Source organism: Lachnoanaerobaculum sp. ICM7 (assembly GCF_000287675.1).
Lineage (GTDB): Bacteria > Bacillota > Clostridia > Lachnospirales > Lachnospiraceae > Lachnoanaerobaculum.
Window position 1 is genome coordinate 1 of record NZ_ALJL01000005.1, and the last position, 25,246, is coordinate 25,246.

The 25,246-nt window shown below is 33.1% G+C and carries 26 protein-coding genes; 18 read left to right on the forward strand and 8 right to left on the reverse strand.

Translation table 11 applies throughout. From position 1 onward, the window contains the following. From HMPREF1140_RS00835 to HMPREF1140_RS00900, 14 genes are all read left to right on the forward strand, one after another. A partial coding sequence (locus HMPREF1140_RS00835) for an IS110 family transposase (protein WP_009662094.1) occupies window positions 1-1,081 on the forward strand: 1,081 nt, incomplete at its 5' end. A gap of 437 nt (window positions 1,082-1,518) precedes the next feature. Further along, window positions 1,519-2,763, forward strand: a complete 1,245-nt coding sequence (locus HMPREF1140_RS00840) for a bifunctional cobalt-precorrin-7 (C(5))-methyltransferase/cobalt-precorrin-6B (C(15))-methyltransferase (protein WP_009662107.1) — start codon at window positions 1,519-1,521, stop codon at window positions 2,761-2,763. A 101-nt stretch (window positions 2,764-2,864) separates the two neighbouring features. Next, window positions 2,865-3,695: a formate/nitrite transporter family protein gene (locus HMPREF1140_RS00845; protein WP_009662045.1), complete on the forward strand. Its 831-nt coding sequence runs from the start codon at window positions 2,865-2,867 to the stop codon at window positions 3,693-3,695. A gap of 132 nt (window positions 3,696-3,827) precedes the next feature. Further along, window positions 3,828-4,385 (forward strand): hypothetical protein, encoded by a 558-nt coding sequence (locus HMPREF1140_RS00850; protein WP_009662080.1) that lies wholly within the window; start codon window positions 3,828-3,830, stop codon window positions 4,383-4,385. Then, a complete protein-coding gene (locus HMPREF1140_RS00855) occupies window positions 4,375-4,968 on the forward strand; it encodes a DUF6707 family protein (protein WP_009662070.1) in 594 nt (197 codons plus the stop codon). The genes HMPREF1140_RS00850 and HMPREF1140_RS00855 overlap by 11 nt, the downstream gene beginning before the upstream one ends. Window positions 4,969-4,972: 4 nt before the next feature. Continuing rightward, window positions 4,973-6,325, forward strand: a complete 1,353-nt coding sequence (locus HMPREF1140_RS00860) for a cobyrinate a,c-diamide synthase (RefSeq protein ID WP_009662081.1) — start codon at window positions 4,973-4,975, stop codon at window positions 6,323-6,325. After that, entirely contained in the window at window positions 6,318-7,475 is a 1,158-nt protein-coding gene (locus tag HMPREF1140_RS00865; RefSeq protein WP_009662063.1) for a nicotinate-nucleotide--dimethylbenzimidazole phosphoribosyltransferase, read from the forward strand. Before HMPREF1140_RS00860 ends, HMPREF1140_RS00865 begins: the two co-directional genes overlap by 8 nt. Next, complete coding sequence (locus HMPREF1140_RS00870; protein ID WP_009662049.1) at window positions 7,472-7,996, forward strand: bifunctional adenosylcobinamide kinase/adenosylcobinamide-phosphate guanylyltransferase; 525 nt, start codon at window positions 7,472-7,474, stop codon at window positions 7,994-7,996. The genes HMPREF1140_RS00865 and HMPREF1140_RS00870 overlap by 4 nt, the downstream gene beginning before the upstream one ends. Further along, window positions 7,993-8,751, forward strand: coding sequence for an adenosylcobinamide-GDP ribazoletransferase (locus tag HMPREF1140_RS00875; protein ID WP_035619646.1), 759 nt, complete (start codon window positions 7,993-7,995; stop codon window positions 8,749-8,751). Before HMPREF1140_RS00870 ends, HMPREF1140_RS00875 begins: the two co-directional genes overlap by 4 nt. Window positions 8,752-8,757: 6 nt before the next feature. Continuing rightward, on the forward strand, window positions 8,758-9,780 hold the full coding sequence (gene cbiB, locus HMPREF1140_RS00880) for an adenosylcobinamide-phosphate synthase CbiB (protein WP_009662071.1): 1,023 nt from the start codon (window positions 8,758-8,760) through the stop codon (window positions 9,778-9,780). Then, window positions 9,765-10,526: a precorrin-4 C(11)-methyltransferase gene (gene cobM / locus HMPREF1140_RS00885; RefSeq protein WP_009662039.1), complete on the forward strand. Its 762-nt coding sequence runs from the start codon at window positions 9,765-9,767 to the stop codon at window positions 10,524-10,526. The genes cbiB and cobM overlap by 16 nt, the downstream gene beginning before the upstream one ends. Continuing rightward, window positions 10,513-11,544, forward strand: a complete 1,032-nt coding sequence (locus HMPREF1140_RS00890; RefSeq protein WP_009662078.1) for a pyridoxal phosphate-dependent aminotransferase — start codon at window positions 10,513-10,515, stop codon at window positions 11,542-11,544. Before cobM ends, HMPREF1140_RS00890 begins: the two co-directional genes overlap by 14 nt. 5 nt (window positions 11,545-11,549) lie before the next feature. Further along, entirely contained in the window at window positions 11,550-13,055 is a 1,506-nt protein-coding gene (locus HMPREF1140_RS00895) for a cobyric acid synthase (RefSeq protein WP_009662101.1), read from the forward strand. An 18-nt stretch (window positions 13,056-13,073) separates the two neighbouring features. Beyond that, the gene (locus HMPREF1140_RS00900; RefSeq protein ID WP_009662103.1) at window positions 13,074-13,730 is read left to right on the forward strand and encodes a precorrin-8X methylmutase; all 657 of its coding nucleotides are present in this window, start codon (window positions 13,074-13,076) and stop codon (window positions 13,728-13,730) included. Between the two features lie 737 nt (window positions 13,731-14,467). Here the strand turns inward: HMPREF1140_RS00900 and HMPREF1140_RS00910 are convergent. Genes HMPREF1140_RS00910 through HMPREF1140_RS00945 form a run of 8 tightly spaced genes read right to left on the reverse strand, consistent with a single transcriptional unit; the run spans window position 14,468 to window position 21,252 of the window. Next, window positions 14,468-14,644: a DUF4250 domain-containing protein gene (locus HMPREF1140_RS00910; protein WP_009662104.1), complete on the reverse strand. Its 177-nt coding sequence runs from the start codon at window positions 14,642-14,644 to the stop codon at window positions 14,468-14,470. Window position 14,645: 1 nt separating this feature from the next. Continuing rightward, window positions 14,646-15,374, reverse strand: a complete 729-nt coding sequence (locus HMPREF1140_RS00915) for a YebC/PmpR family DNA-binding transcriptional regulator (protein ID WP_007592007.1) — start codon at window positions 15,372-15,374, stop codon at window positions 14,646-14,648. A 46-nt stretch (window positions 15,375-15,420) separates the two neighbouring features. After that, window positions 15,421-16,779, reverse strand: coding sequence for an MATE family efflux transporter (locus HMPREF1140_RS00920; protein WP_009662074.1), 1,359 nt, complete (start codon window positions 16,777-16,779; stop codon window positions 15,421-15,423). Window positions 16,780-16,798: 19 nt separating this feature from the next. Next, on the reverse strand, window positions 16,799-18,133 hold the full coding sequence (locus tag HMPREF1140_RS00925; protein WP_009662082.1) for a hemolysin family protein: 1,335 nt from the start codon (window positions 18,131-18,133) through the stop codon (window positions 16,799-16,801). Window positions 18,134-18,173: 40 nt separating this feature from the next. Further along, window positions 18,174-19,352 carry an alanine racemase gene (gene alr / locus HMPREF1140_RS00930; protein WP_009662097.1) on the reverse strand — a complete coding sequence of 393 codons (1,179 nt, stop codon included), beginning with the start codon at window positions 19,350-19,352 and terminating at the stop codon, window positions 18,174-18,176. Beyond that, window positions 19,339-20,217, reverse strand: coding sequence for an NAD(P)H-hydrate dehydratase (locus HMPREF1140_RS00935; protein ID WP_009662043.1), 879 nt, complete (start codon window positions 20,215-20,217; stop codon window positions 19,339-19,341). The genes alr and HMPREF1140_RS00935 overlap by 14 nt, the downstream gene beginning before the upstream one ends. Before the next feature lie 17 nt (window positions 20,218-20,234). After that, window positions 20,235-20,603: a holo-ACP synthase gene (gene acpS, locus HMPREF1140_RS00940; RefSeq protein ID WP_009662048.1), complete on the reverse strand. Its 369-nt coding sequence runs from the start codon at window positions 20,601-20,603 to the stop codon at window positions 20,235-20,237. Beyond that, window positions 20,596-21,252 carry a redox-sensing transcriptional repressor Rex gene (locus tag HMPREF1140_RS00945; protein ID WP_009662054.1) on the reverse strand — a complete coding sequence of 219 codons (657 nt, stop codon included), beginning with the start codon at window positions 21,250-21,252 and terminating at the stop codon, window positions 20,596-20,598. The genes acpS and HMPREF1140_RS00945 overlap by 8 nt, the downstream gene beginning before the upstream one ends. A 239-nt stretch (window positions 21,253-21,491) precedes the next feature. Between HMPREF1140_RS00945 and HMPREF1140_RS00950 the strand changes: the two genes are divergently transcribed. From HMPREF1140_RS00950 to HMPREF1140_RS00965, 4 genes are all read left to right on the forward strand, one after another. Next, window positions 21,492-23,420, forward strand: coding sequence for an ABC-F family ATP-binding cassette domain-containing protein (locus HMPREF1140_RS00950; protein ID WP_009662057.1), 1,929 nt, complete (start codon window positions 21,492-21,494; stop codon window positions 23,418-23,420). Between the two features lies 1 nt (window position 23,421). Beyond that, the gene (locus HMPREF1140_RS00955) at window positions 23,422-23,634 is read left to right on the forward strand and encodes a hypothetical protein (RefSeq protein WP_009662093.1); all 213 of its coding nucleotides are present in this window, start codon (window positions 23,422-23,424) and stop codon (window positions 23,632-23,634) included. A 155-nt stretch (window positions 23,635-23,789) separates the two neighbouring features. Next, entirely contained in the window at window positions 23,790-24,383 is a 594-nt protein-coding gene (locus HMPREF1140_RS00960; protein WP_009662092.1) for a type IV toxin-antitoxin system AbiEi family antitoxin domain-containing protein, read from the forward strand. Next, window positions 24,376-25,209, forward strand: a complete 834-nt coding sequence (locus tag HMPREF1140_RS00965; RefSeq protein WP_009662038.1) for a nucleotidyl transferase AbiEii/AbiGii toxin family protein — start codon at window positions 24,376-24,378, stop codon at window positions 25,207-25,209. Before HMPREF1140_RS00960 ends, HMPREF1140_RS00965 begins: the two co-directional genes overlap by 8 nt. The last annotated feature ends 37 nt before the right edge of the window (window positions 25,210-25,246 follow it).

Genomic DNA, 25,246 nt, shown 5'->3' on the forward strand with positions numbered 1-25,246 from the left:
TAAAGAGGCACTGGTAGGAATAGAGCCAACCGGTCACTACTGGTTTGATCTTGGGCAGTTCATGGGTGAAAAGAACATAAAGTTTGTGATGGTAAATCCGCACCATGTGCATAAGACCAAAGAATTAGATGACAATAGTCCATCTAAAAATGACAGAAAAGATCCTCGTGTTATTGCAGGGCTTGTAAGGGATGGACGATATTTTTATTCATATATGCCGACAGGTGTATATGCAGAACTGCGGAATGCGTCAAACCGCCGGTTTGTGCTTGTAGAAGAACAGACAAGGGCGAAGAACCGTCTGCAGAAGTGGGTTGCAGTGTATTTCCCGGAATATAAGGGGATTTATACACACATAGATGCCAAGGGAGGTCTGCTGGTGTTAAAGCAGGCACCAACTCTTGAGGAGATAGTAAGACTAGGAGTGGAAGGTATCATAAAGATATGGAAAGACGCTAAACTCCGAGGAAATGGGCATAAGAAGGCTATGCTGATTCTGAATGCAGCCATGAAAAGCATAGGATTAAAAGCAGGTCTTACAGAAGCTCGGATGGAGATACAGGATCTGATAGAGGATTATGAACTCCAGACAAAACGCCTTGAACGGGTCAATGACCTGATCAAAGAACTGTGCCAACAGGTCAGGTATGCGGATAAGCTGCTTGAAATAAAAGGTATAGGAATAACAACCGTAGCTGGTTTCATAGCAGAAGTTGGTGATATCACGCGCTTTGATAGCACGAAAGAACTTCAGAAACTTGCAGGATTGGAACTGGTGGCAGATAGTTCCGGTAAGCACGACGGAAAAACAAAGATAAGCAAAAGAGGACGCAAGCGTCTCAGATATCTACTTTTTGAGGCAGCGATATCGGTGGTGGGAAAGAATGAAGAATTCAAAGAAATCCACAGATATTATACCACCAGGGAAAAGAATCCATTGAAAAAGATGCAGTCGCTGATAGCAGTAGCATGTAAGCTGATAAGAGTATTCCATGTGATCCTTACCAAGGGAATCAGTTATGATGCATCAAAGATGTTGAAAGATATTCGACGTCCGGGAGAGCAGTTAAAGGCTGCATAACCGAGCAATAAAGAACAACCATAATGATTATAGGAAGCGTCCACCGAAAGGTGCTGTAATCGTAGTGTTTGGATCAGTGATGAAAGTACAAAGAATGAGCTGGTAGCCGGCAGGAATTTTCTCCAAAGGGCATGACCCTGATGAATAGCTAAGCTGGCACCCTGGTTATGGACAGGCAGAACGAAGGAAGTGAGGACCCACCGTAAGGAGGATAATCCTGTTGGACATGAGAGGTGAGCTGCCATATAGGGATGGGTACACATCGAGGCCATTTAGAACGAATAGTGATGACGTTTTATTTGGTGCACCCATTATTACTATATATCTGCCCTGTATGAGGTAAAGATCACTCCATAACCTTAGTTCTATTCAATGACAGGTATCAAAAAGTATTGAATTTATTAAAAAAACACTTGATTATATGGAGAGGTATAAGTATGGGAAATACTAAAAATATAAATCTTATAGGAATAGGACTTGGAAATCCTGACCTTTTAACAAAGGCTGCAATTTCTGCAATAGAAAGGTCCGCAGTAATTATCGGTGCAAAAAGAATAATTGAAAGTGTAAAAGAAGATTTTCCGAATAAAAAATATTTTACAGAGTATAATACGGAGAAGATAATTGAAATAATAAGAGAAAATATAGATAACGAAACAGCTGTCGTATTCAGTGGGGATATTTCTCTTTTTAGTGGAAGTTTAAAGCTCTTTGATAAATTAAAGGCTTTGGTAGAAGACGAAAAAGATTTTAAAGACTGCAATATAAATACATTTCCGGGAATATCAAGTCTAAGCTATTTATGTGCAAAGTCAAATACCGATATTTCAAAGGTGAAGATACTGTCATTCCATGGCAAGGAAGAGCTTTTATATCACAATATAGATTCAAATGAATATACTTTTATAATCACTTCTAAAGCTGAAGGAGTAAAAGAAATCTGTAGAAAACTTATTTCCTTCGGTTTTTTTGAGCTTGATATAATACTTGGTGAAAATTTATCATATGATAATGAAAGAATAACAATCGGCACAGCATCTGATTTGCTTGGCATGGATATATCTGATTTAAACTGTATGATAATATCAAATCCTGATGCTGATAAATCTATTGGCTTTGGACTTTCTGATGAAGTATTTGCAAGGGATAAAGTGCCGATAACAAAGTCTGAGGTCAGAGCAATAATAATGAGTAAATTAGATATTCATCCTGACAGTATCTGCTATGATATAGGCGCCGGAAGCGGCTCGGTAACTATTGAAATGTCAAGGCTTGCTTATGAAGGAAAAGTATATGCCATAGAGAAAAATCCTCTTGCTGTGGAACTTATAAAAAAGAATATACATAATTTCAGTGCTGAAAATATAGAACTTATACATGCGAAAGCACCGGAAGGGCTTGATAATATACTTGAAGCCGATAAAATATTTATCGGCGGAAGTGGCGGTGAACTTATCAGTATAATGGAAATGATATTTACATCGAAAAAAAATCATACAATTGTAATTTCCGCTATAACAATGGAAACCATTTCACAGCTAACAGACATAGTAAAAATTGCAAAACAAAAAGGCTATGATACCGAAATTACAGCTGTAAATGTATCTAAGTCCAAAGAAGTCGGACCATATAATATGATGATGGCACAGAATATGGTGTTTATCGGTGTAATTAAAATGTAAAAATAATGAGGGTATAAATTCATTTTACCTTGACATATATCCTATTTTTTGTAAAATATATAGGGTTATTTTTTTAACAAGAATAGGAGAGAAATGTATTTATGAACTTTTCAAATACTACAGCTGAGGTTACACAAAATCTCATAGAGGCAGGTGAAGGCAAAGTAAAACGTCCGCTACACAAAATGATTTTATTGGGTATCCTTGCAGGTATGCTTATAGGAGCAGGAGCAATGGCAAGCAGTGTAGCAATACACGATATTTCAAATACAGGAATTGCAAGACTTGTAGCAGGTTTGGTATTTCCTATAGGTTTTGTAATGATGGTGTTATTTGGCGGAGAACTTTTTACAGGTGCCTGTCTTATGATAATCGGTGTTTTAAAGGGAAGATATAAGGTCTCTGATATGATTAGAGTGCTAATTATTGTATTCATCTCCAATCTTATAGGTGGAATTTTATTTGCAATACTGGTATCTTTCAGTGGTCAGTTCAAATACAGCGACGGTCTTATGGGTGCATTTACAATAAAACTTGCATTGTCAAAAGCAAATATATCTTTTGGTTCCGCACTTATATCAGGCATATTATGTAACTTCTTCGTATGTCTCGGAGTAGTTATGGCAGGTCTGTCTAAAGACATATCAGGAAAAGTACTGGCAAGCTTTTTACCTATTATGACTTTCGTAACAGGCGGATTTGAGCACTGTGTTGCAAATATGTTCTATATTCCTGCAGGTATATTTGCCGCCGGTAACAGCAAATATGCTGAAGTTGCTATGACAAAGTATGGAATAACTGCTGAAAAACTTGCAACTTTGAATTGGAAAAACTTTTTACTTACAAACGAACTTCCTGTAACAATCGGTAATATAATAGGTGGTATGCTTTTTATCGGAGTTGTAATGTATATTGTTTATAGTAAAGAATGATAGAATATGATGTTAAAAGGCTGTCACAATATGTGACGGCTTTTTTATATAAGAATATATTTACTGTAAAGGTTTACTTTACTTATAGAAAAGATGTGATAAAGTATTTATATAAACATATCGGAGGTCTTTATGGACACATTTGATGAATTGAAAAGAATTATTACAAATGAAAAATTAGATGATAAAGCTAAAGAATTCTATTTATCCAATATTTCAACTTTGGATAAAGAAAAGCAGCAGGCAATACTTGATCTTGTTGTAAAGATGAATAATGCCGGTTTTAAAAATAATATACCTGCCGCATGCAGTGAAGTTACAGAAAATATTCCACAGTTTGCTAGGATGTCGGTTTTTAAGGAAATGCAAAAGATAGTAAGAGATATTGAAGGCAATCTTGAGCTTGCGGATGAATTTTATGAAGAAGACAGTGAACTTCTTGATAAATTTAATGATTGTTTCAGTGAAAATGAGGCTCAAAAGTTTTTACAGATTTATACAAAAGCTGTTATATCAAAGTTTTATTCATTTCTTGAAGAGGGAAACCCAAGGACCAACGAAGATGATTTAAACTGGGTCTTACTAGAAACAAAAGCTGACGGAAGTCATAGTGAAAGAATTATTGAAGGCTTTCTAGAAGATGACTTTAATGAAGAAGATTATGATTGGGAGACGGAAGATGAATTTTGATGAACTGAGCTTAAAATATAAGGAAAAGAATATTGTAAAACTTTGTAAGAAGCTCTCAAAGAGTTTTGCTCTTACAAGAAGTAAAGATATGACAAATCTATATGAGTTGGCTTTTTGGCTTTATATTTATGATTATAAGGATGAGATATTAAATATATATAATCTTGTAAATATAGATATACCTGAAAAGATTGATTTTAATATTTGGACATGGATTTTATCTATATGGGGATTACAGGCTTATATTTATGAAACTGAAGGTGAGATAAACAAAAAAGATGAGATTGTTGCCAATATGAAAAGAGTATATTCCGTCCCTCGTACTAAAGAAGATACACAGGAAAATACTTGGAAATTTTATTTAAAGATTGCCGGCAGACAAACTTTGGAATCAGTATCCTACGAAGCAGAAATTGAAAGAGCAATACAGACTGAAAATAAAAAGGGTGAAGAAGCTTATAGATTTTCAGGACTTTGCAAAATGATTTCATACGGTGTAACAGGCTTTTATCCTCTTTTGGTTGAAAACAGAGATAAACTTGAGGAAAGAATAAAAGAATACATTCAGTATTTGAGAAGTTAAATTTATGATTTTACCAAAGGAAAAACAAGCCTTTATGGTTTCGGCAATGAAATCAGGGAGCGGAAAAACTCTTATTACATTGGGGCTTATAAATATATTAAAAAAAATGGGTAAAACCATTTCTATATATAAAACAGGACCGGACTATATAGATACCATGTATCATGAAAAAATTGCAGGAAGTCCGTCTACTAATCTGGATCCTTTCTTTTTGGAACCGGAATATAGACCCGAAGAATTAAAAAATCTCTTTTTCAAAAACTTTTTATATGATACAGCCATTATCGAAGGTGCTATGGGTCTTTTTGACGGAGTATACGGTGAAGGAAAAAGATGTAGCGCCTGTATAGTTTCGGAAGAAATAGGCGTTGATGTTATTCTTGTTGTAGATATGGATGAACTGGAAAAGCTTGAAGAATATCTTAACAAGTTTTCCCATCGTGTGAGAGCGGTAATTGTAAACAAATTGCCACCTGACTGTGATATTGAATTGTTAAAGGCAAAAATCAATGCTTTGGATCTTGTTTTACTGGGATATCTATACATGGATGAAAGCTATCGTATAGAAAGTCGTCACCTTGGACTGTATGAACCTCAAAAGGATATATTCTCAATAGTAGAAAGAGTATCAGAGCAGCTTGAAAAAAGCCTTGACTTTGATGCACTTTATAAGTTTATTGTCAAAATTGAGAGTTCTGATAACTTTACCGCAAAATCCGATCCTAAAATTCCGAAGTATAGACTTGCCTTTGCCTATGATGAAGCATTTTCTTTTACCTACGAAGAAAATATAGAGGTATTAAAAGAATACGGTTTTGATATAGTAAAATTCAGTCCTATACATGATAAAAAACTGCCTGATAATATAAATGCTATATGGCTTTCAGGAGGTTATCCCGAGCTTTATGCAAAAGAACTGAGTTCAAATACTTCTATGCTAAACAGTATAAAAGAGGCAAAGAATATACCGATTATTGCTGAGTGTGGAGGCTTTATTTATCTGCATAAATACTTTGAAGACAATAGCGGTGAAACTTTTGAAGGAGTAGGACTTATAGACGGAAAAGCCTTTAAAACTCAAAAACTTGTAAGATTCGGTTATATTGAAATAGAAGCAAAATCAGACAGTTTCTTGATGAAAAAAAATCAAAAGATTCGAAGTCACGAGTTCCATTACTTTGACTCTACAAATAACGGCGAGTATGCACATGCAGTGAAGGCAAATAAAAGTAAGGAATGGAACTGTATCAATGCATATGAGAATATATTTGCCGGATTTCCACATATTTACCTTCGTGGCTATGAATTTTTAGTAGAGAATTTAGTTGAATATTTAGAGAGGCAAAGAAATGTATAAACCACCGGTTTTAACAAATATACAAAATGAATTACTGGATAAATTTAAAAATCTCTTATCCCGGATTACAAATACTTCAACAGTATACGAAAAACTTGCAAAAAAGCATTGGGACAGTATTGCCAAGCCTCTTGACAGTCTTGGAGAGTTTGAGAAAATATTTCAAAAACTCTCAGCTATATTTGAAAGTGAAATTCCATGTATTGATAAGAAATGTGTCACAGTTATGTGTGCCGACAATGGAGTGGTCGCAGAGGGTATATCTCAATCAGGTAAAGAAGTGACTTTAGCTGTCGCAAAAAGTATGGTTCTTGGTACATCAAGTATTTCTGTTTTATGTAAATCCTCAGGTTCAGACCTTATGGTTATTGATATGGGTATAGACAGTTTTGATACTGAGATTTATTCAATGGGTGTTATCAATCATAAGTTAATGCATGGAACAAATAACTTTTACAAAGAAAAGGCAATGCCTATAGATATAAGTTTAAGAGCAATTTTTACCGGTATTGAAATAGTGGAAAATTTAAAAAATAACGGTATCAATATAATAGGGACCGGTGAAATGGGTATAGGAAATACCACTACATCATCTGCGCTTTCAGCCGCTCTATTAAATCTACCTGTTACAAATGTTACAGGACGTGGTGCGGGATTAAATGATATGAAACTTAAAAGAAAAATAGAAGTCATAGAAGGTGCCATAGAAAAGTACGGTTTTAGAGATAAAACATTCTTGGATTTAATCAATTCGTCTGATGATACAAGGATTTTAACTGTAGTCGATTTGCTTTCATCAATTGGAGGTTTGGATATAGCAGCTCTTACCGGAATTTTTATCGGTGGGGCTATATACAAGATTCCTATAGTAATAGACGGTGTGATTTCAGAGATTGCGGCACTTTTGGCATACTTTTTTAATCCTCTGTGCAAGGAGTATATGATTGCCTCACATCTAAGCCGTGAACCTGTAGCCTCCGCTATATTTAAAATTTTAGAGTTAAATCCGGTTATTGACGCTTCACTTGCTCTTGGAGAGGGAAGCGGTTGTGCTCTGCTTTTCCCTCTTCTTGATCTTGTATCTGAAATTTATACTAAAAATGCCTCTTTTTCCGATATTAAGATAGATGAGTATGAAAGATTTGTATGATAGTTTATATTTATGGCGGTGTATCAAGCGGAAAGTCTGAATATGCCGAAAGTCTTATATCGGAGAAGTTTGATAAAAAAATATATCTTGCAACAATGGAAAATATCGGAGATTATGCCGGTAAAAGAATAAAAAAGCATCTCTTGCAAAGAGCAGGTAAGGGCTTTTTTACTGTTGAAGAACCGAGACATATTAAAGATTTGAATGTAAATTTCGAAGACAATATTTTGCTTGAAGATTTGACAAACCTTTTGTCCAATAATCTTTTTGATGAATCAGGACTCAAAAATAACTTTAAACAGATTACAGAAGAGATTTTTTCTGATATAATTACTCTTAAAAGCAGATGTAATTCTGTTTTTATTGTAGGAAATGATATATTTTCTACCGAAAGAAATCAAAGCAGAGAACTTGATATATTTATTGATTGTTTGTATTCTCTGCATAAACAAATAATTGAGGTAGCAGACAGGGTTATAGAGGTAATCTACGGTCTACCCTATGATAGAAAGTTAAAATGAGCAATTTATTAAAATCAATGGCAATCACATTTGCCATGTATTCAAAGATTCCTGTAAGAAGTTTTAAATGGGAAAAAGAAAATATGAAATATTGCCTTTTATTTTTACCTGTAGTCGGTATTGTGGAAGGGATTTTTATGATTGTATTTTCCGTATTTTTTTATAAACTTAGAATCAATCCTACATTAGTTGCGGCTTTTCTTACGGTTTTTCCTATTTTATATACAGGCGGCATACATATGGACGGCTTTTTAGATACAATGGATGCGCTGGGTTCAAATCAGGATAAACAAAAAAAGCTTGCTATATTAAAGGATTCCAATTCCGGGGCTTTCGCCATAATAGGCGGTTTGGTCTATATATTATTATATTTTGCAGCTATGCTTACATTTGACAGTGCTGTGAAGATATACATATTGGCTATTTCATATATGCTTATAAGGGCATACAGCGCGTTGGCTTTAATAGTATTTAAGAATGCCAGAGGTAGCGGATTGGCCTTTGAGTTTTCAAAAAAGAGTCTGATATATACAAATAGGGCAGTACTTATTATATTTATTTTACTTGGAAGCGCTGCTATGATTGTAGTCAATGTTAATTATGGATTATTATGTGCAATTTCAACATTTTTAGTTTTTTTATATTATAGAGTGAAATCTTTTGAAGAGTTTGGGGGTATTACAGGTGATTTAGCCGGCTATTTCCTACAACTTGCCGAGCTTGTTGTGGTTTTGGTACTGGCACTGGCACCTTAAATAGAAATGGTTCATTATTTGGCATTTATTTCCGGATTTATCTTGGATTTCTTTATTAGAGATTTTCATAATTTACCGCATTTAGTTAGATTTATGGGAAACAGTATTTCCGGTCTTGAAAAACTTTTCAGAAAAATATTTAAAACAAAAACCGGGCTCTTGTTTGCCGGATTTCTTATTGTGTTTTTAAATATATTATTTTGGGGATGTATAATCTATTTTATTGATATATTTATATACAAAATAAATTTCTATTTAGGTTTTATTATAGAATGCTTTTTATTCTTTCAGATATTTGCTAAAGCTTCATTAAGATATGAGAGTATGAAAGTATATCATTCCATAAAATCAGGCGATATAGATGAGGCAAGAAGATCGCTTTCTATGATAGTGGGAAGAGATACAGACAGTCTTGATTTTGAACAGATAACAAAGGCTGTTATAGAGACCGTAGCGGAAAATATGTCTGACGGAATTGTAGCGCCATGGTTTTATGCTACATTGGGAGCTTTACTTGCAATATTCTTTGATATCAGGCTCTTATGGCTTGTTTTAGTACTTCCAATTATATATAAAGTTATAAATACTATGGATTCTATGATAGGCTATAAGGATGAAAAATATTTTTATATAGGAAAAGTAGCGGCAAAACTTGATGATGTTGTTAATTTCTTACCTGCAAGATTTTCCGCTATTATTCTTCTTTTTGTTATTTTCTTTGTATCAATAGTTGAGAATAATTTTAATATATTAAAAAACTCCGTATATGCTTTTTATAAATACAGATATATTCACTCCAGTCCGAATGCGGGACAAACGGAGAGTGTAATTGCAGGTTTTTTAAATACAAAACTGCTCGGTGATGCATATTATTTTGGAAAGTTGGTAAAAAAAAGAAGTATCGGAGACGGAAATAATACCGTAAATGCGGATGATATTGTAAAAGTGAATAATATTACATATTTATCTTATATAGTTTTACTGATAATAAATTTGTTAATTGGAGGCGTAGCATGCTTTATTTTATAGGTGCAGGAGCCGGAGATCCTGAGCTTTTGACAATTAAAGGAAAGAGAATAATCGATAATTCAGATGTGATTATTTATACCGGTTCTCTTGTAAATAAAGAATTATTTACAGATATTAAATCTGAAGCAAAACTCATCAATTCAGCATCACTTAGTTTGGATGAGGTACTTGAGATAATATTTGATTCAAATGAAAAGGGACTTAGTATAGCCAGAGTTCATACAGGCGACCCTGCTATGTACGGTGCTATCAGAGAGCAAATGTTAGCTCTTGATAAAAAGGGTATAGAATACGAGGTTGTGCCGGGTGTAAGCTCGGTGTTTGCAGGTGCGGCCGCTTTAAAGCGTGAATTTACCCTCCCCGGTGTTACACAGACAATGATTCTTACAAGAATGGCCGGAAGAACTCCGGTTCCTGAGGCTGAGAGTATTGAAAATCTTGCAAAGATACAGGCAAGTATGGCTATATTCTTAAGCATTGCAAGTATTGAGGAATTGGCAAATAAACTTATGAGTTCTTATTCTAAGGATACTCCTGCGGCAGTAGTATATAAGGCCAGCTGGCCCGATCAAAAGATTATAATGTCTACTCTGGAAAATATTGCAGGAGAGGTTAAGAATGCTGATATAAATAAAACAGCTCTTGTATATGTCGGTAGATTTTTAGCTGATGAATTTGAGCTTAGTAAACTCTATGACAAGCACTTCAGCCACGAATATAGAGAGGCCAAAGATGCACGGAGGTAGACTTTTAGAATTCTCCAAAAGCGGAAAGAAATATATAGATTTTTCTGCAAGCATAAATCCTTATGGTATAGATCCTAATTTAAAAGATATTTTAAAGAAATCTATAGATATTTTAGTACATTATCCGAATCAAGATTACAGTGAAATAAAGGCTTTGATAAGCCGTAAGCATGATGTAAGTGAAGAGAGTATCTATCTTGGAAACGGTGCTAACAGCATTATTTTCAGGCTTTTCAGTATATTTGATAAAGAATCAAATATATGTATACCTACACCAAGTTTTGAATCCTATAGACTTGCTGCAGAATCTGTTTCAGCAAATATAGTTTACTATGACATGAACAGATTTAAGATAACAAACGAAATATTTGATATATTGTCAGACAATATTGATGTTTTAGTATTAACAAATCCAAATAATCCAACCGGATATCTGATAGAAGAGGAACTGTTACAAAGATTACTTGAGTATTGTAAAGCTGAAAATATATTTGTCTTACTTGATGAATGTTTTTTAGAGTTTGTATTAGACGGTGAAAAGTATTCGCAGATATCCAATCTTTCAAAATATACTAATTTGGCAATACTTAGATCTCTGACCAAATTATATGCCTTTCCGGGTCTTAGATTCGGCTATCTTTTGACTGAAAATAAAAAAATAATAGAAAACTTAAAAAAACTCACTCCTTCATGGGATATTAATACTTTAGCACTTGAGGCTGCAAAGTTTTCTTTAACACAGGATATGAGTCAGGTTGTTTTAAAAATACAAAAGGAGAAGAGTATATTATTAAAAAATCTTAAATCTGTCGGGATAGAAGTTTTTGATTCTAAAGCAAATTTTCTTCTTTGCAGATACAAAAAAAATCTGTCAAATGCTCTGTTAAATCAAGGAGTTATTGTCAGAGACTGTTCAGACTATAGGGGAATGGATAATACCTATTTTAGAGTTGCTGTAAGGACAAACTCGGACAACATGATATTGTTTGAAAATATTAAAGAACTTATCGAGAGGTAACATATATGACAAAAGTTATAATGGTTCAAGGCACAATGTCAAACTCCGGTAAAAGTTTTCTGGTTGCCGGACTTTGCAGAATGTTAAAAAGAAAAGGTTTTAAAGTCGCACCTTTCAAATCACAGAATATGGCTCTGAATTCTTATATAACGGAAGACGGAATGGAAATGGGCAGAGCACAGGTAATGCAGGCGGAAGCGGCAGGTATCAAACCTTCTGTTGAAATGAATCCTATACTTTTAAAGCCTACTTCAAATACAGGAAGTCAGGTGATTCTAAACGGCAAGGTTCATGCAAATATGGGAGCCTCTGAGTATTACAAAAACAAGAAAAAATTTATACCATATATACTTGAAGCATATAATAAACTTTGTGAATCATATGATATCATCGTTATAGAAGGGGCAGGTTCACCTGCTGAAATAAACTTAAATGAAAATGATATTGTAAATATGGGCTTAGCAAAGCTTGTGGATGCTCCTGTACTTTTGGTTGCCGATATAGACAGAGGTGGTGTATTTGCATCTGTTTACGGCACTGTTGCCTTAATGGATGATGACGCTAAAGCAAGAATACAGGGCATAGTTATAAATAAATTCAGAGGTGATAAGAATTTACTTACACCGGGATTTGATATGCTGGCAGAGCATTTTAAAAAAATAAATATAGATATTCCGGTATTGGGTGTTATACCAATGAAGAAGATAGATATAGATGATGAAGATTCTTTATCTGAGAGACTGGAAACAAATAATGTAATATTTAATACAAAAAAAATAAATATAGCAATTATAAAGTTACCTCATATTTCAAATTTTACAGACTTCAATCCGCTTAGCAGAAGAAAAGAAATTGTAATGAAATATATCAGCACTCCAAAGGAAATGGAAGATGCGGATCTTGTTATAATCCCCGGTACAAAAAACACCTTGTACGATCTAAGATGGCTAAAAAATATGAGATTTACTCATACTAATCTGTCTAAAAAGAATATTATCGGAATCTGTGGAGGATTCCAAATGCTTGGAAATGAGCTTATAGATGAATACGGAGTGGAAGAAGGAGGTACTGAAGAGGGTTTAAAACTTTTAAACTTCAGCACAATCTTTGCAAAAGAGAAAACAACAAGGCAAACTGAAACAGAAATAATAAATACACCTGATTTTATTGATTTATGCAATTCCACTATAAATGGCTATGAAATTCATATGGGAAGTACAATAGATCCTAAAGAGAATCCTTTTACAAAGTCCGATATTACTGACAATGGCGGTTTTGTAAATAATAATATAATGGGTACCTATATACATGGTATATTTGAAAATGACAATTTCGTAGATGCAATTATTTCCGGTCTAATAAAGAAAACAGGCAAGAAAGTTACAATAGATACAAATATTAATGATTTTGATATCTACAAAGAGTCACAATATGAACTGCTGGCTGATTTAATTGAGGAGTCATTGGATATAAATGCAATACTTAATATACTGGATAAATCAGAAAAATAAATATAGAAAAGGAGTTTTATGTTAGAAGTAAGACCTGAAGATATAGAAAAGAAAAGTTTTGAAATATTGACATCACAGATGGATGAAAACCGACTGAAGTTTTACTCAGAAGATGAGCTTTTGGTAGTAAAAAGGACAATACATACAACAGCGGATTTTGATTATCAAAATAATGTCATTTTCCAAAACAATGCATTGCAAACAATTAAAGATTGTATACAATCCGGTGCAATGATATTTACAGATACAAATATGGCACTTAGCGGTATCAATAAGCGTATTTTGACCGGTAAATTCGGTATTGAGCCTTTATGCTTAATCGCAGATGAAAAGACCATAGAATACGCAAAGAAAAATAAAACAACAAGGGCAAATGCAGCAATAGATCTTGCATACCAAATGCATGAAGAAAAGGAAGCTTTACTTGGTAAGAAAATTCCGATAGTTTTTGCTGTAGGAAATGCACCGACAGCCCTTATAAGGATCAATGAACTGTTGGATAAATATAAGCCTGATTTTATAATTGCGGCACCTGTAGGCTTTGTAAATGTAATAGAAGCAAAAGAACTTGTAAAACAAAGTAATATACCTGCAATAATATGTGACGGAAACAAAGGTGGAAGTAATGTATGCGCCGCAATAATAAATGCTGTGTTATTGCAGTTGGCAAAATAGTAAGTACAAATATATAGATATATGATCATATATAGTTACAGGATATAAATCATTAAAGTAATATAGAGAGTTATATGTATTTAACTCTCTATATTTTACCATAATAACTATTCGTTAAACTTGAGTTTTGCGAATAGTTATATCTATATAAATAAAGCTTAAAAACAATAAATACTGCTCTTTTAGCTATGAATACTCTTATATATACTCTTATATACTATAATTGTTATAGTACATAATATAATTTATAGTTTTATATACAAATAACATAAGTAAAACAATATACAATAGATAAAATACTTTATATATTCCCGATTTACGTTGTCTTAAAAAATATATTAGAGCCAATACAAATGTCTCAATTATAACAATACAAATTAAATAAAAAGTCTCAAAGTATTCTCCATCGTTCATTATATTATATTGATCACGAATATATCCGGACCAATAAAATACTATACAAATTATAATAAACATAAACAAATTTAGTATACTACAGAAAAATATACTATCCTTTTTAAAGATTCTTTTCACCTGAAAAACTGTCATTCTTATTCTCCTTCAAACAAAAAATAGTATTTAAACAATTAGTACTCACTAACCGTTTAAATACTACTTTATAATTATAATATAAGCAATATAAAATATTCACAAATAGAATTATTTATATTGCATAACAATATAAGAAAAAAATTAAATGGAAATAAATTAAAAACTATCTATCCCCGGTAACCCACTCATACGAATTTGTTTTTGAATTCATCATAGTGATAATCAATCATCTCAAGCTTTTTCTTTATCTCATCCTCATTTAGATTATTTTCTTTACAAAAATCATCCAATGATGAATTATAATCTCTAAGCTTGGTATTTATAAGTGATAATAACATCACCGGATCCTTTGGTAATGTCATATTACTCATCCCAGCTATGATATACATTTTGTACATCATCTTCTGCATCCAGAAGATCTAAGATACGGTTCATCTTCTTGATATCTTCTTCATCTGAAAGTGTAACCCAGTTTTGAGGAATCATTGTAACTTCAGCATTTGCCATCGGTACACCAAGCTTTTCAAGTCCTTCTCTTACCGCTGAGAAATTCTCAGGATCTGTAAGTATCTCGTAGCTGTCCTCTTCATCATTAAAATCCTCTGCACCAAGGTCAAGTGCGGCCATCATAAGCTCATCAGCATCCATATCGCACTCTTCTTTATCTATAAGAATTTGTCCTCTTTTATCGAACATGAATGATACACAGCCAGGTGTTCCTATATTTCCACCACCTTTTGTAAAAGCGGCTCTCACATTTGCTGCAGTTCTGTTTTTATTATCTGTCAATGTCTCAACAATAATTGCAACACCGTTAGGACCATATCCCTCATAAGTGTTTTGCTCATAGTTTACAGAGTTTACATCACCGGCAGCTTTTTTAATACCTCTTTCAATTGTATCATTTGGTACATTGTTTGCCTTTGCCTTTGCAATAACATCTCTAAGTCTTGAGTTATTGTTCGGGTCAGGTCCGCCCTCTTTTACTGCCACTGCTATCTCTCTTCCGATTACAGTAAATATTTTACCCTTCGCCGCATCGTTTTTCTCTTTTTTATGTTTAATATTTGCAAATTTTGAATGTCCTGACATAATATCTCCTTTATTTACTAATCCAAAAATTAATTTTATACTGAAATCAGCTTGCTGTCAATTCTATGGCAAGGTTTTTAAGCCATTTCCCCTGTTTGTATCTGATGTATCCTACCAATGCTTTATAAACTTCCGATGAAAGTACCATTGCATAAACTGTATAAATCGGAAATTTAAAATATAATCCTCCAAGAAATGCCATGGGTACACCTATAAGCCACACTGCAGATAAATCTAAAAACAGACAAGCCAATGTATCTCCTCCGCTTCTAAGTATTCCTACAATATTAACCGTTGCAATCGCCTTAAAAGGAAAGAAAAAAGCAAACACCATAAGGCATAACTTTACATTCTCTATTACATTATAGGAAACTTTATATAGTGATACGAATGGTATTCTAAATATCATAATAAGTATAGATGCAAAAACTCCTACTAAAAAAGTTAAAACATAAGAATATGAACCATATAGTTTAGCTTTTTTAAGATTATTTGCTCCCATCTCATTTCCAAGTATAATTACTGTTGCTATAGCAATTCCCTGAAAGGACACCACCAGTAAATCCTGTAATGCGGTTGAAATGGTTATCGAGGCTATAGCGGCATCTCCCATTCTTCCGTATGCGACAGAAAAAAGTGTGGTTCCTACTCCCCAAAAAAATTCGTTGATTATTACAGGCAATGCTGTTTTTCCAAACTGCGATATCAACTCTTTTGAAAACGGATTTAACTTTGCTATAGAACATATGATAGGTGATTTCTTTATTGATACAAGTATAATTGTCAATAAAAATTCAAATATTCTTGCCGCTACTGTCGCAACAGCCGCACCTACAACTCCAAGTACAGGCATGCCGAATTTACCGAATATCAAAATATAATTCAATATAATATTAACTATAATTGCAAAAATACTTGATATAACCGGTACCTTTACTTCCCCGATTGCACGCATTGTGGATACATATATATCTGTGGCGGCTGTAAACGGATATGAAATACATACAACACCCAGATAAGCAGCTCCTATTGTAATTGCATTATCTGATTCTGTAAATATCATCATTAATTTATCCGGCATAATAAATGCCGCAGATGAAAAAATAATACTACCGGTAATTGATAATAACAGTCCTATTCCAAGTACTTTTCTTATGTTTTTTATATCATTGTTCCCCCAGTATTGAGATGCCAATACTCCTGTCCCACTTTCTATTCCGAATATCAACAATATAAAAACAAAGAAATATTTATTTGCCAACCCCACACCTGCAATGGCGGTCTCCCCCAACTTTCCTATCATTACAGTGTCTACAAAATTAACTATCATTTTTAATAATGTTTGAAATGAGACCGGAAGTGCTATATATAATACTCTTCTGATGTACTCCCTGTCCTCAAACATCTTTAAAGGTAAAAACAATTTATTCTTCGCTAAGCTCTTCATCCCCTTGTGATTTTGTTACTTTAATGGTATTGATCATTCTGTTTGATACATGTAATGCCTTAAACTCATAGCCGTACATTATAATATCGAATTTCTCATTATCCTCCGGTATCCTGTCAAGTCTGGATATCATAAGACCATTTATAGTATCAAAATTCTCCAACTCCTCTTCATCAAATTTTATATTTAAAATATCTTCTATATCAGACAGTGGAGTCATTCCCTTTATTATAAATGAACCGTCAGGAAGCTCTTTTATAAGCTCCTCATCTTCATCGTATTCATCCATTATATTTCCTACAATCTCTTCAAGTATATCTTCCATAGTAACTATACCTGAGGTCTGTCCATATTCATCCACTACAATTACCATATGATTTTTCTGAGATTGCATATCCTTGAACAAAGTAACAAGGTTTTTATTTTCCGGAACAAATGTAATCGGTCTCAAAATATTCGGTATATCCTTAATTGAAGTATTCCGATAATCTGACGTATTTTCACATATAAGTGCATCCTTCATATTTAAAATACCCATTATGCTGTCTATATTATCATCATATACCGGATATCTGGAATTGATACCTGAAGTAAGCATAAAATCAATTACAGTCTGTAAGCTGTCTTCACCGTTTATAAATACAATATTTTTTCTGTGAGTCATAACATCTCTTGCCTGCTTATCATTAAGCTCGAAAATATTTGTAATCATTTCAGCTTCGGAACCTTCAAAGATACCCTGCTCATGGCCTTCATTTACCATGCTCATAATATCTTCTTCACTTACAGTTTCTGACTGTGCCTTTATATCAAGTCCGAACACTTTTAAAATAACATATGAAATACTGTCAACAATATAAATAACCGGCGAAAAAAGTAAAATCAAAACATTTGAAATGTTCATAAATGTATAAGCACTTTTTTTAGGTGATTTTCTTGCAAGCTTGTTAGGTATTGATATCCCGAACACAACAAAGAATATACAAAACAATAACAATACAATAAATGTAGAAAAAACTGTTGATGCCGACAAGGGTAAAATATTTGATAATATTGATTTAATACCGGATGAAAACGATCTGACAAAAATCCATCCGAAAAATATTCCGGAAAGAACATTAATTATATACATACAGTAAAGTACTTTACCGATATTTTCTATATGAAACTTCAGTCTTTCCCCGTTTTTATCCTCATCAATATCCGAACTGTTCAGCTCATTTATAGCTGAATTAAACGAATGAATCGAAAAATTAATAAATAATACAATTACACAAATTATAATTAATAATGCCGAATGAGCATCGTCCATGAAAAACTCCTACTTATCTTATATCTAAAACTTTTAAAAACTATATCATAGTATATAAATCTCTTATATAGTCCTTTTTACCGACATATTCACCATTTGAATAGTAAAGTCTCGGTACTCTCTTATTAATACCACAAATAAATTCATAGGAAAAAGTGTTTGAATCTTTTGTGAGCTCGTCTACAGTTATGCTGTTTCCATCACTTTTTCCTAAAATAACAACCTTATCTCCTATATTAACATTTGGAACATTACTGACATCTACTATTGTCTGATCCATGCATATTCTACCGATAATATTACATTTTACACCTTTAATCAATACATATCCTTTATTACTCAAATCTCTGGGATAGCCGTCTGCATATCCGAAAGAAATTGTTGCAATATCCATATCTTTTTCAGCTTTAAAAGTTGCGCCGTAACTTACAGATTCGCCTGATTTTATTCTCTTTATATATGTAATTGTTGAGTAAATGCTTAATGCAGGTTTATAATTAAAGTTCGTTAAATTCACTTCATTTGAAGGTGCAACACCATACATTGTAATTCCCAAGCGCACCATATCAAAGTCGGTACCGATACCGTTTACTATAGCTGCTGAATTTGAGGCATGTACTATAGAAGGTTCTATTCCCATACTCTTTAGTAAATCCAAAAATTGCCCAAATAATCTCTCCTGTTCTTTTGCAGACGTAAGATCACTTTCATCAGCACTGTGAAAATGTGTGAAAATACCTTCAATCTCAATATTTTCCATTTCACTTATTTCTTTTATAATGTCAGCACTCTCTTTTGTAGGCTTAAAACCGATTCTGTTCATACCTGTATCTATTGCGATATGAATAGATATCTTTTTCCCAAGTTCTCCGGCTTCATCATTTATTCTCTTAGCCTGATCCAGCGTAAAAACCGATTCCCTTATATCAAATACTATTGATTCTTTGTAGCTGTTTCTTGGAATACATGCCAGTATCAAAATAGGGTTTGTAATGCCATGGTATCTAAGATTAACACCTTCTTCAAGTGTAGCCACACAGAAAAAGTCCACAATATCTTTTATATATAATGATACCGGAACACTTCCGTGTCCATAACCGTCAGCCTTTACAACTGCCGCCAGTTTCATATTATCTTTTAAAGCTTTTTTTGTAACTGTTAAATTATGCTTTATTGCATCCAGATCAACCTTCGCATAAGCACGTCTATATGAGTCCATTTCTCTTCCTTCTATTAAGCACTTCACCTATATTTTCTATGATTTCTCTTGCCAAAATACTGTGTTCTCCATATTTTTTACCGGCCATACTGCCGGCCATACCGTGTATGAAAACTCCAAGTGCCACAGCCATATCATCATCTATACCCAGACAAAACATGCCTGCAATTATACCGCATAGAACATCTCCGCTTCCGGCCTTTGCCATGGCGGCACTTCCGGATTTATTTATAAATGTATCCTCCTTTGCGGCGATAACACTTTGATGAGATTTCAAAACTACTGTAATACCGTATTTATTTGCATATTCCTCGGCATACTTTACCGGATCCGATAATATATCCTCTATAGATACATCTATCAGTCTTGACATCTCTCCTATATGAGGAGTTATGATGATATTGTCAGTATAATACTTTGTAAGTGTAGTGTCGGCAGCAATAATATTCAAAGCATCAGCATCTATTATCATCGGTACATAACATTCGGCCAAAACATATTCTACAATGATTTTAGCATAATAATCAGTAGAAAGTCCCGGTCCCAGTACCACTACGCTTGACCACTCAATACATGACTTAATCTTATTTATAAAGCATTCCTTATTCTCATATGCTTCTCTCTCATCATAAGTTGTTATTATTGCTTCAGGTAAAAGTGTTTGTAAAATTGTACGATTTTTACTTACTGTAAGTATTCTAACCAAACCTGCACCTGAACGATATGCAGCCATTGCACTCAAAAATGCGGCACCGCTCATTCCGTTACTTCCGGCAATAACCAGAACATGTCCATAGCTGCCTTTGTTTGCATTCTTAATTCTTTCAGGTATGTATTTTAATGCAGTTTCATCAAGAATTCTCATATCCCCATCTCCACATATTAGTCTGTTTCTATTACTACCATTGCAATTGCCAATGAATCGGTATTGCTTATGGATACATGGATTTTATTCTCATCAATCCCTTGTAAATGTCTGTTTAAATTATTACAGATTTTTATAAAAGGCTTTCCAAGTTCATCTCTGAGTACAGCCAAGTCCTTAAGTTCAACACCTCTGAAACCTGTTCCCAATGCTTTTACAAAGGCCTCCTTTGTAGCAAAATTTCCGGCCAGAAAACTGTCTTTTTTTCTGCCTACGGCCATATCTATCTCACTATCATTGAAAGCCTTCTTTAAAAAAAATTCCTTTTTAATTGCATTTGATATTCTGTCTATTTCGACTATATCAGTGCCGATTCCTCTAATCATACTTTCCTTCAAACGGAACGGCATCTACATTACTGACTCTATATGATAGTCTCATAAGAGATTCTGAAAGATGCACATTCTCAACCACTACATCATCCGGTACAACCAAATCTGTATGTGCAAAATTCCAAATCGCCTTTATGCCCGACTTTATAAGTCTGTCCGCAACTTCCATTGCTCTGGTCTTCGGTATTGTAAGTGCGGCAATCTGTATATCATTTTCAGATACAAACTTTTCAAGATTATCAAGCGAATAAACTCTTGCACCTCGAATTGTTTTGCCGAAAAGATTAGGGTCCACATCAAACATTCCTTTGATTAAAAAACCTCTTCTCTCAAAGTTTGCATAATTTGCAATAGCCTGTCCCAAGTGACCAGCACCTATTATTATAATATTATGCTGACGGTCTATTCCCAAAATTTTTGCAATCTCATTATACAGATACCTTACATTATATCCGTATCCCTGCTGTCCGAAACCTCCAAAGTTATTTAAATCCTGTCTGATTTGAGAAGCTGTAACCTTCATTCTCTCACTAAGTTCTTTTGAGGATATTCTCTCAACACCCTCTTCTGACAGCTCACCTAAGTATCTATAGTATCTTGGCAGTCTTGAAATGACCGCTCTGGATATTTTTCTTTCTTCCATATTTATTCCGTTCCAAATATCAATTTATAAATTATTCTCAGCAATTCTCTTTGTTAAGAATTCTACAATTAGTATATTATCTATTAATATAAATGTCAATACAGATATATATGGTGAATATTATATATTTTATTAAGTTTTTGAGTATATAAAGGCTTCATTTGTATCATGAATTGTCTTGCATTTAAGCATGTATTTAAGCTATACTTATGTGGATTATATGACTAAGGAGGCAAATTTTGATTTTAAATGCTACAAATATCTCAAAATCTTTCGGAAGCAATGAGATAATAAAAGATGCAAATTTTTTAGTCAATGAACATGAAAAAGTTGCCATTGTCGGTGTAAACGGTGCCGGAAAAACCACACTACTAAAAATACTTACAGGTGAGGAACGTGCCGACAGCGGCAATGTTATACTTGCAAAGGATGCAAAACTCGGATATCTAAGACAGATAAATAATGTTGATTCTACTCTAAGTATTATAGATGAATTATATACAGTTATAGAGCATATCCTTAACATGGAAAAAAGAATGTTAGAGATGCAGGAACAGATGCAACACCTCTCAGGCGAGGAACTTGAAGCGTTATATTCTTCATATACCGCTCTGACACATAGCTATGAGCTGATGGACGGGTATGCTGCAAAAAGTAAAGTTATCGGTATTTTAAAAGGACTTGGATTTAATGAAAATGACTTTGAAAGAAAGATAAATACATTATCAGGAGGCCAAAAAACAAGAGTTTTCCTTGCAAAGTTACTCTTAGAAGAACCGGATATTATCTTACTTGATGAGCCGACAAACCATTTGGACCTTCGCAGTATAGAATGGCTTGAATCCTATCTTTTAAACTATAAAGGAGCTGTAATCATAGTTTCACATGACAGATATTTTCTTGATAAGATAGTAAGCAAGGTTATAGATATAGAAAACGCCGAAGTTCAGATGTATTCCGGAAATTATTCAGACTTCTCAGCAAAAAAGCAGATGCTTTTAGATGCCAAAATGAAGGAATATTTGAATCAGCAACAGGAAATAAAACATCAGGAAGCAGTTATTACAAAGCTTAAGCAGTTCAACAGAGAAAAGTCGATAAAAAGAGCCGAGAGCCGTCAAAAACAACTTGAAAAGATAGATAGAGTTGAAGCTCCGGTTACCCATATAGAGAATATGAAACTCTCTTTGGATATTTCAAAAGAAAGTGGTAAAGATGTTATTACGGTACATGATTTGTCAAAGAGTTTTGATGAAAAGCATTTATTCTCAAATATAAACTTTGAAATCAAAAGAGGAGAAAGAGTTGCTATTATAGGTGATAACGGTACAGGAAAGACTACTCTTCTAAAGATTATAAACGGTCTTTTATCTCCGGATACAGGTGAAGTAATCTACGGATCAAATGTTTCCATTGCATACTATGATCAGGAACATCAAGTACTTCATATGGACAAGACTTTGTTTGATGAGATTTCAGATACTTACCCTGAGATGAACAATACTCAAATAAGAAACATACTTGCAGCTTTTCTCTTTACAGGTGAGGATGTATTTAAAAAAATCGGTGATTTATCCGGTGGAGAAAGAGGCAGAGTATCTTTGGTAAAGCTTATGTTATCAAAAGCAAACTTCCTGCTTTTGGATGAGCCTACAAACCATTTGGATATTCTGAGTAAAGATGTACTTGAAAGTGCTTTAAACAGTTTCCCCGGCACCATTTGCTATGTCTCACATGACAGATATTTTATCAATAAGACAGCAACCAGGATTCTTGATCTTACAGGAAACAGATTACTTAACTATATAGGAAATTATGATTACTATATTGAAAAAAGAGAAGCTGTAGAAGGTGCAGCAAATCTTTCTGTAAATAACATAGAAGAAAAACCGGCAGAGGTCTCCGATTCCAAGCAGGAATGGATTGAAAACAAGAATGCACAAGCGCAAAAGAAAAAAATCACAAATGCATTAAACAAATGTGAAAAGGAAATAGAAAAGATTGAAGAAAAACTTGGACTCATAGATGAGGAATTTGCCAATCCTGAGATTTCCTCAAATGTAGGTAAGCTTATGGAACTACAAAAAGAAAAAACGGCTCTGGAAGAAAAGCTTGAAAAGCTTATGAATGAGTGGGAAGAGTTGACTTTAAGTCTGGAGGAAAATTAATATGAAAATAAAAAAGTTTTTTGCAATAATAATCTTACTTTTACTTATATTCAGTTTAATCTCAACTGTTTTTGTTGCAATATTCTCAGACAATATCAGATTGCTTTTTGTTTTCTTATTTATAGATATTGTAATGCCGGTAATAATATATGCATATCTGGTAATAACAAAACAGATACGAAATCTTGATAAAAAAGATGATTATAAGGAATAGCAAAGCAACTATAATAAAGTATTCATTTTAAATTTGAGAGTGTGGCTTAAATTAGTTCCACTCTCTTTTTTGATATTTAGTTTTCCATTTTTGTTGTATTTGTGCTTACCAAGTGATATGATGTAAGCATAATTACAACAAGAATAGAGGATACTATGGATTATATAAATAAAATAAAAGAAAAATTAAAAAATAACGGCGGTGTAATAACAAGTAAAGAGTTTACAAGCTCTAACATCCCTACTATTTATCTAACACGGATGGTTGAAACAGGTGAGTTGATTCGCATAGATAGAGGAATTTATATAAATTCAAGTGGTGATTATGATGAGTATTCTTTTTTTCAAAATAAATATACAGTAGCTATTTTTTCTTATGTATCAGCCTTATATCTTCAGGGATTTACGGATATAATTCCACTTGAAATTGAAGCCACAGTATATAAAGGATACAATAAACATAGAATAAACAGTAACGTTAGAATTCACTATGTAAAGAAAGAAATTTATGATATGGGTATAACAGATTGTCAAACTATGTTTGGAAATACTGTAAAAGTATACAATTTAGAAAGAACTATTTGTGATCTTATTAAAAATAGAAATGAAGTGGAAACAGAATTACTTTCCAAAACTCTTAACAGGTATATTAAATATTCATATAAAGATTTAAATAGACTCTATGAATATTCTAAAAAAATGAAAATATATGAAAAAGTAAAAAAAGTTATGGAGATTCTCTATGAATAAAGATAAACTTAGATCATTATGTCAAAAGCTTTCAAAAGAAACAGGACTCAGTTTTAATTCAATACAAACACACTATTTTTTAGAGAGTATTTTAGAAAAAATATCAATAAGTGATGAGAGTAATAATTTTATTTTTAAAGGTGGATTTCTACTTTCTAATGTAATAGGAATAAGGCAAAGAAGTACTGTCGATATTGATTTTTTGATAAGAAAATTCACACTTACAGAGGAAAATATAAAGCAAAGATTTGAAAAAATTCTTAGCAGTGGGTATGATAACGGAATCACTTACACAATTCAGAAAATAGAAGAAATCCGTAAAGAAGATGAGTATGGAGGATTTAGAATTACAGTTCTTTGTAGGCTCGAAAATATTAGACAGATTATCCCTCTTGATATAGCAACCGGAGACCCGATTACACCAAGTGATATATCATATAATTATAAAAGCATTTTCAGTGACAGTTTATTTAAAATATGTGCATACAATATAGAAACTATTCTTGCTGAGAAAATTCATACAGTTTATTATAGGGGAATATTTAACAGTAGGAGTAAGGACTTTTATGATATTTATATTTTATACCGTTTGAAAAGCGAAAAAATAAACTATGATATGTTAAGAAATGCATGTCAAAATACTTTTAAATATAGAAGTACAGATTTTATAATTGACAGTATTATAAATCTAATATCCAAATTAAAATCGGAAAAAGATATTAGGATAAGATGGAAAAACTATCAAAGAAGATTTAGATATGCGGAAGAAATCAGCTTTGATGAAGTAATAGATACAGTAATAGAAATGGTCGAAAAAATAAAATAACTTAAAAAGTAAAGTATTTGTATGTAAATAAACGACC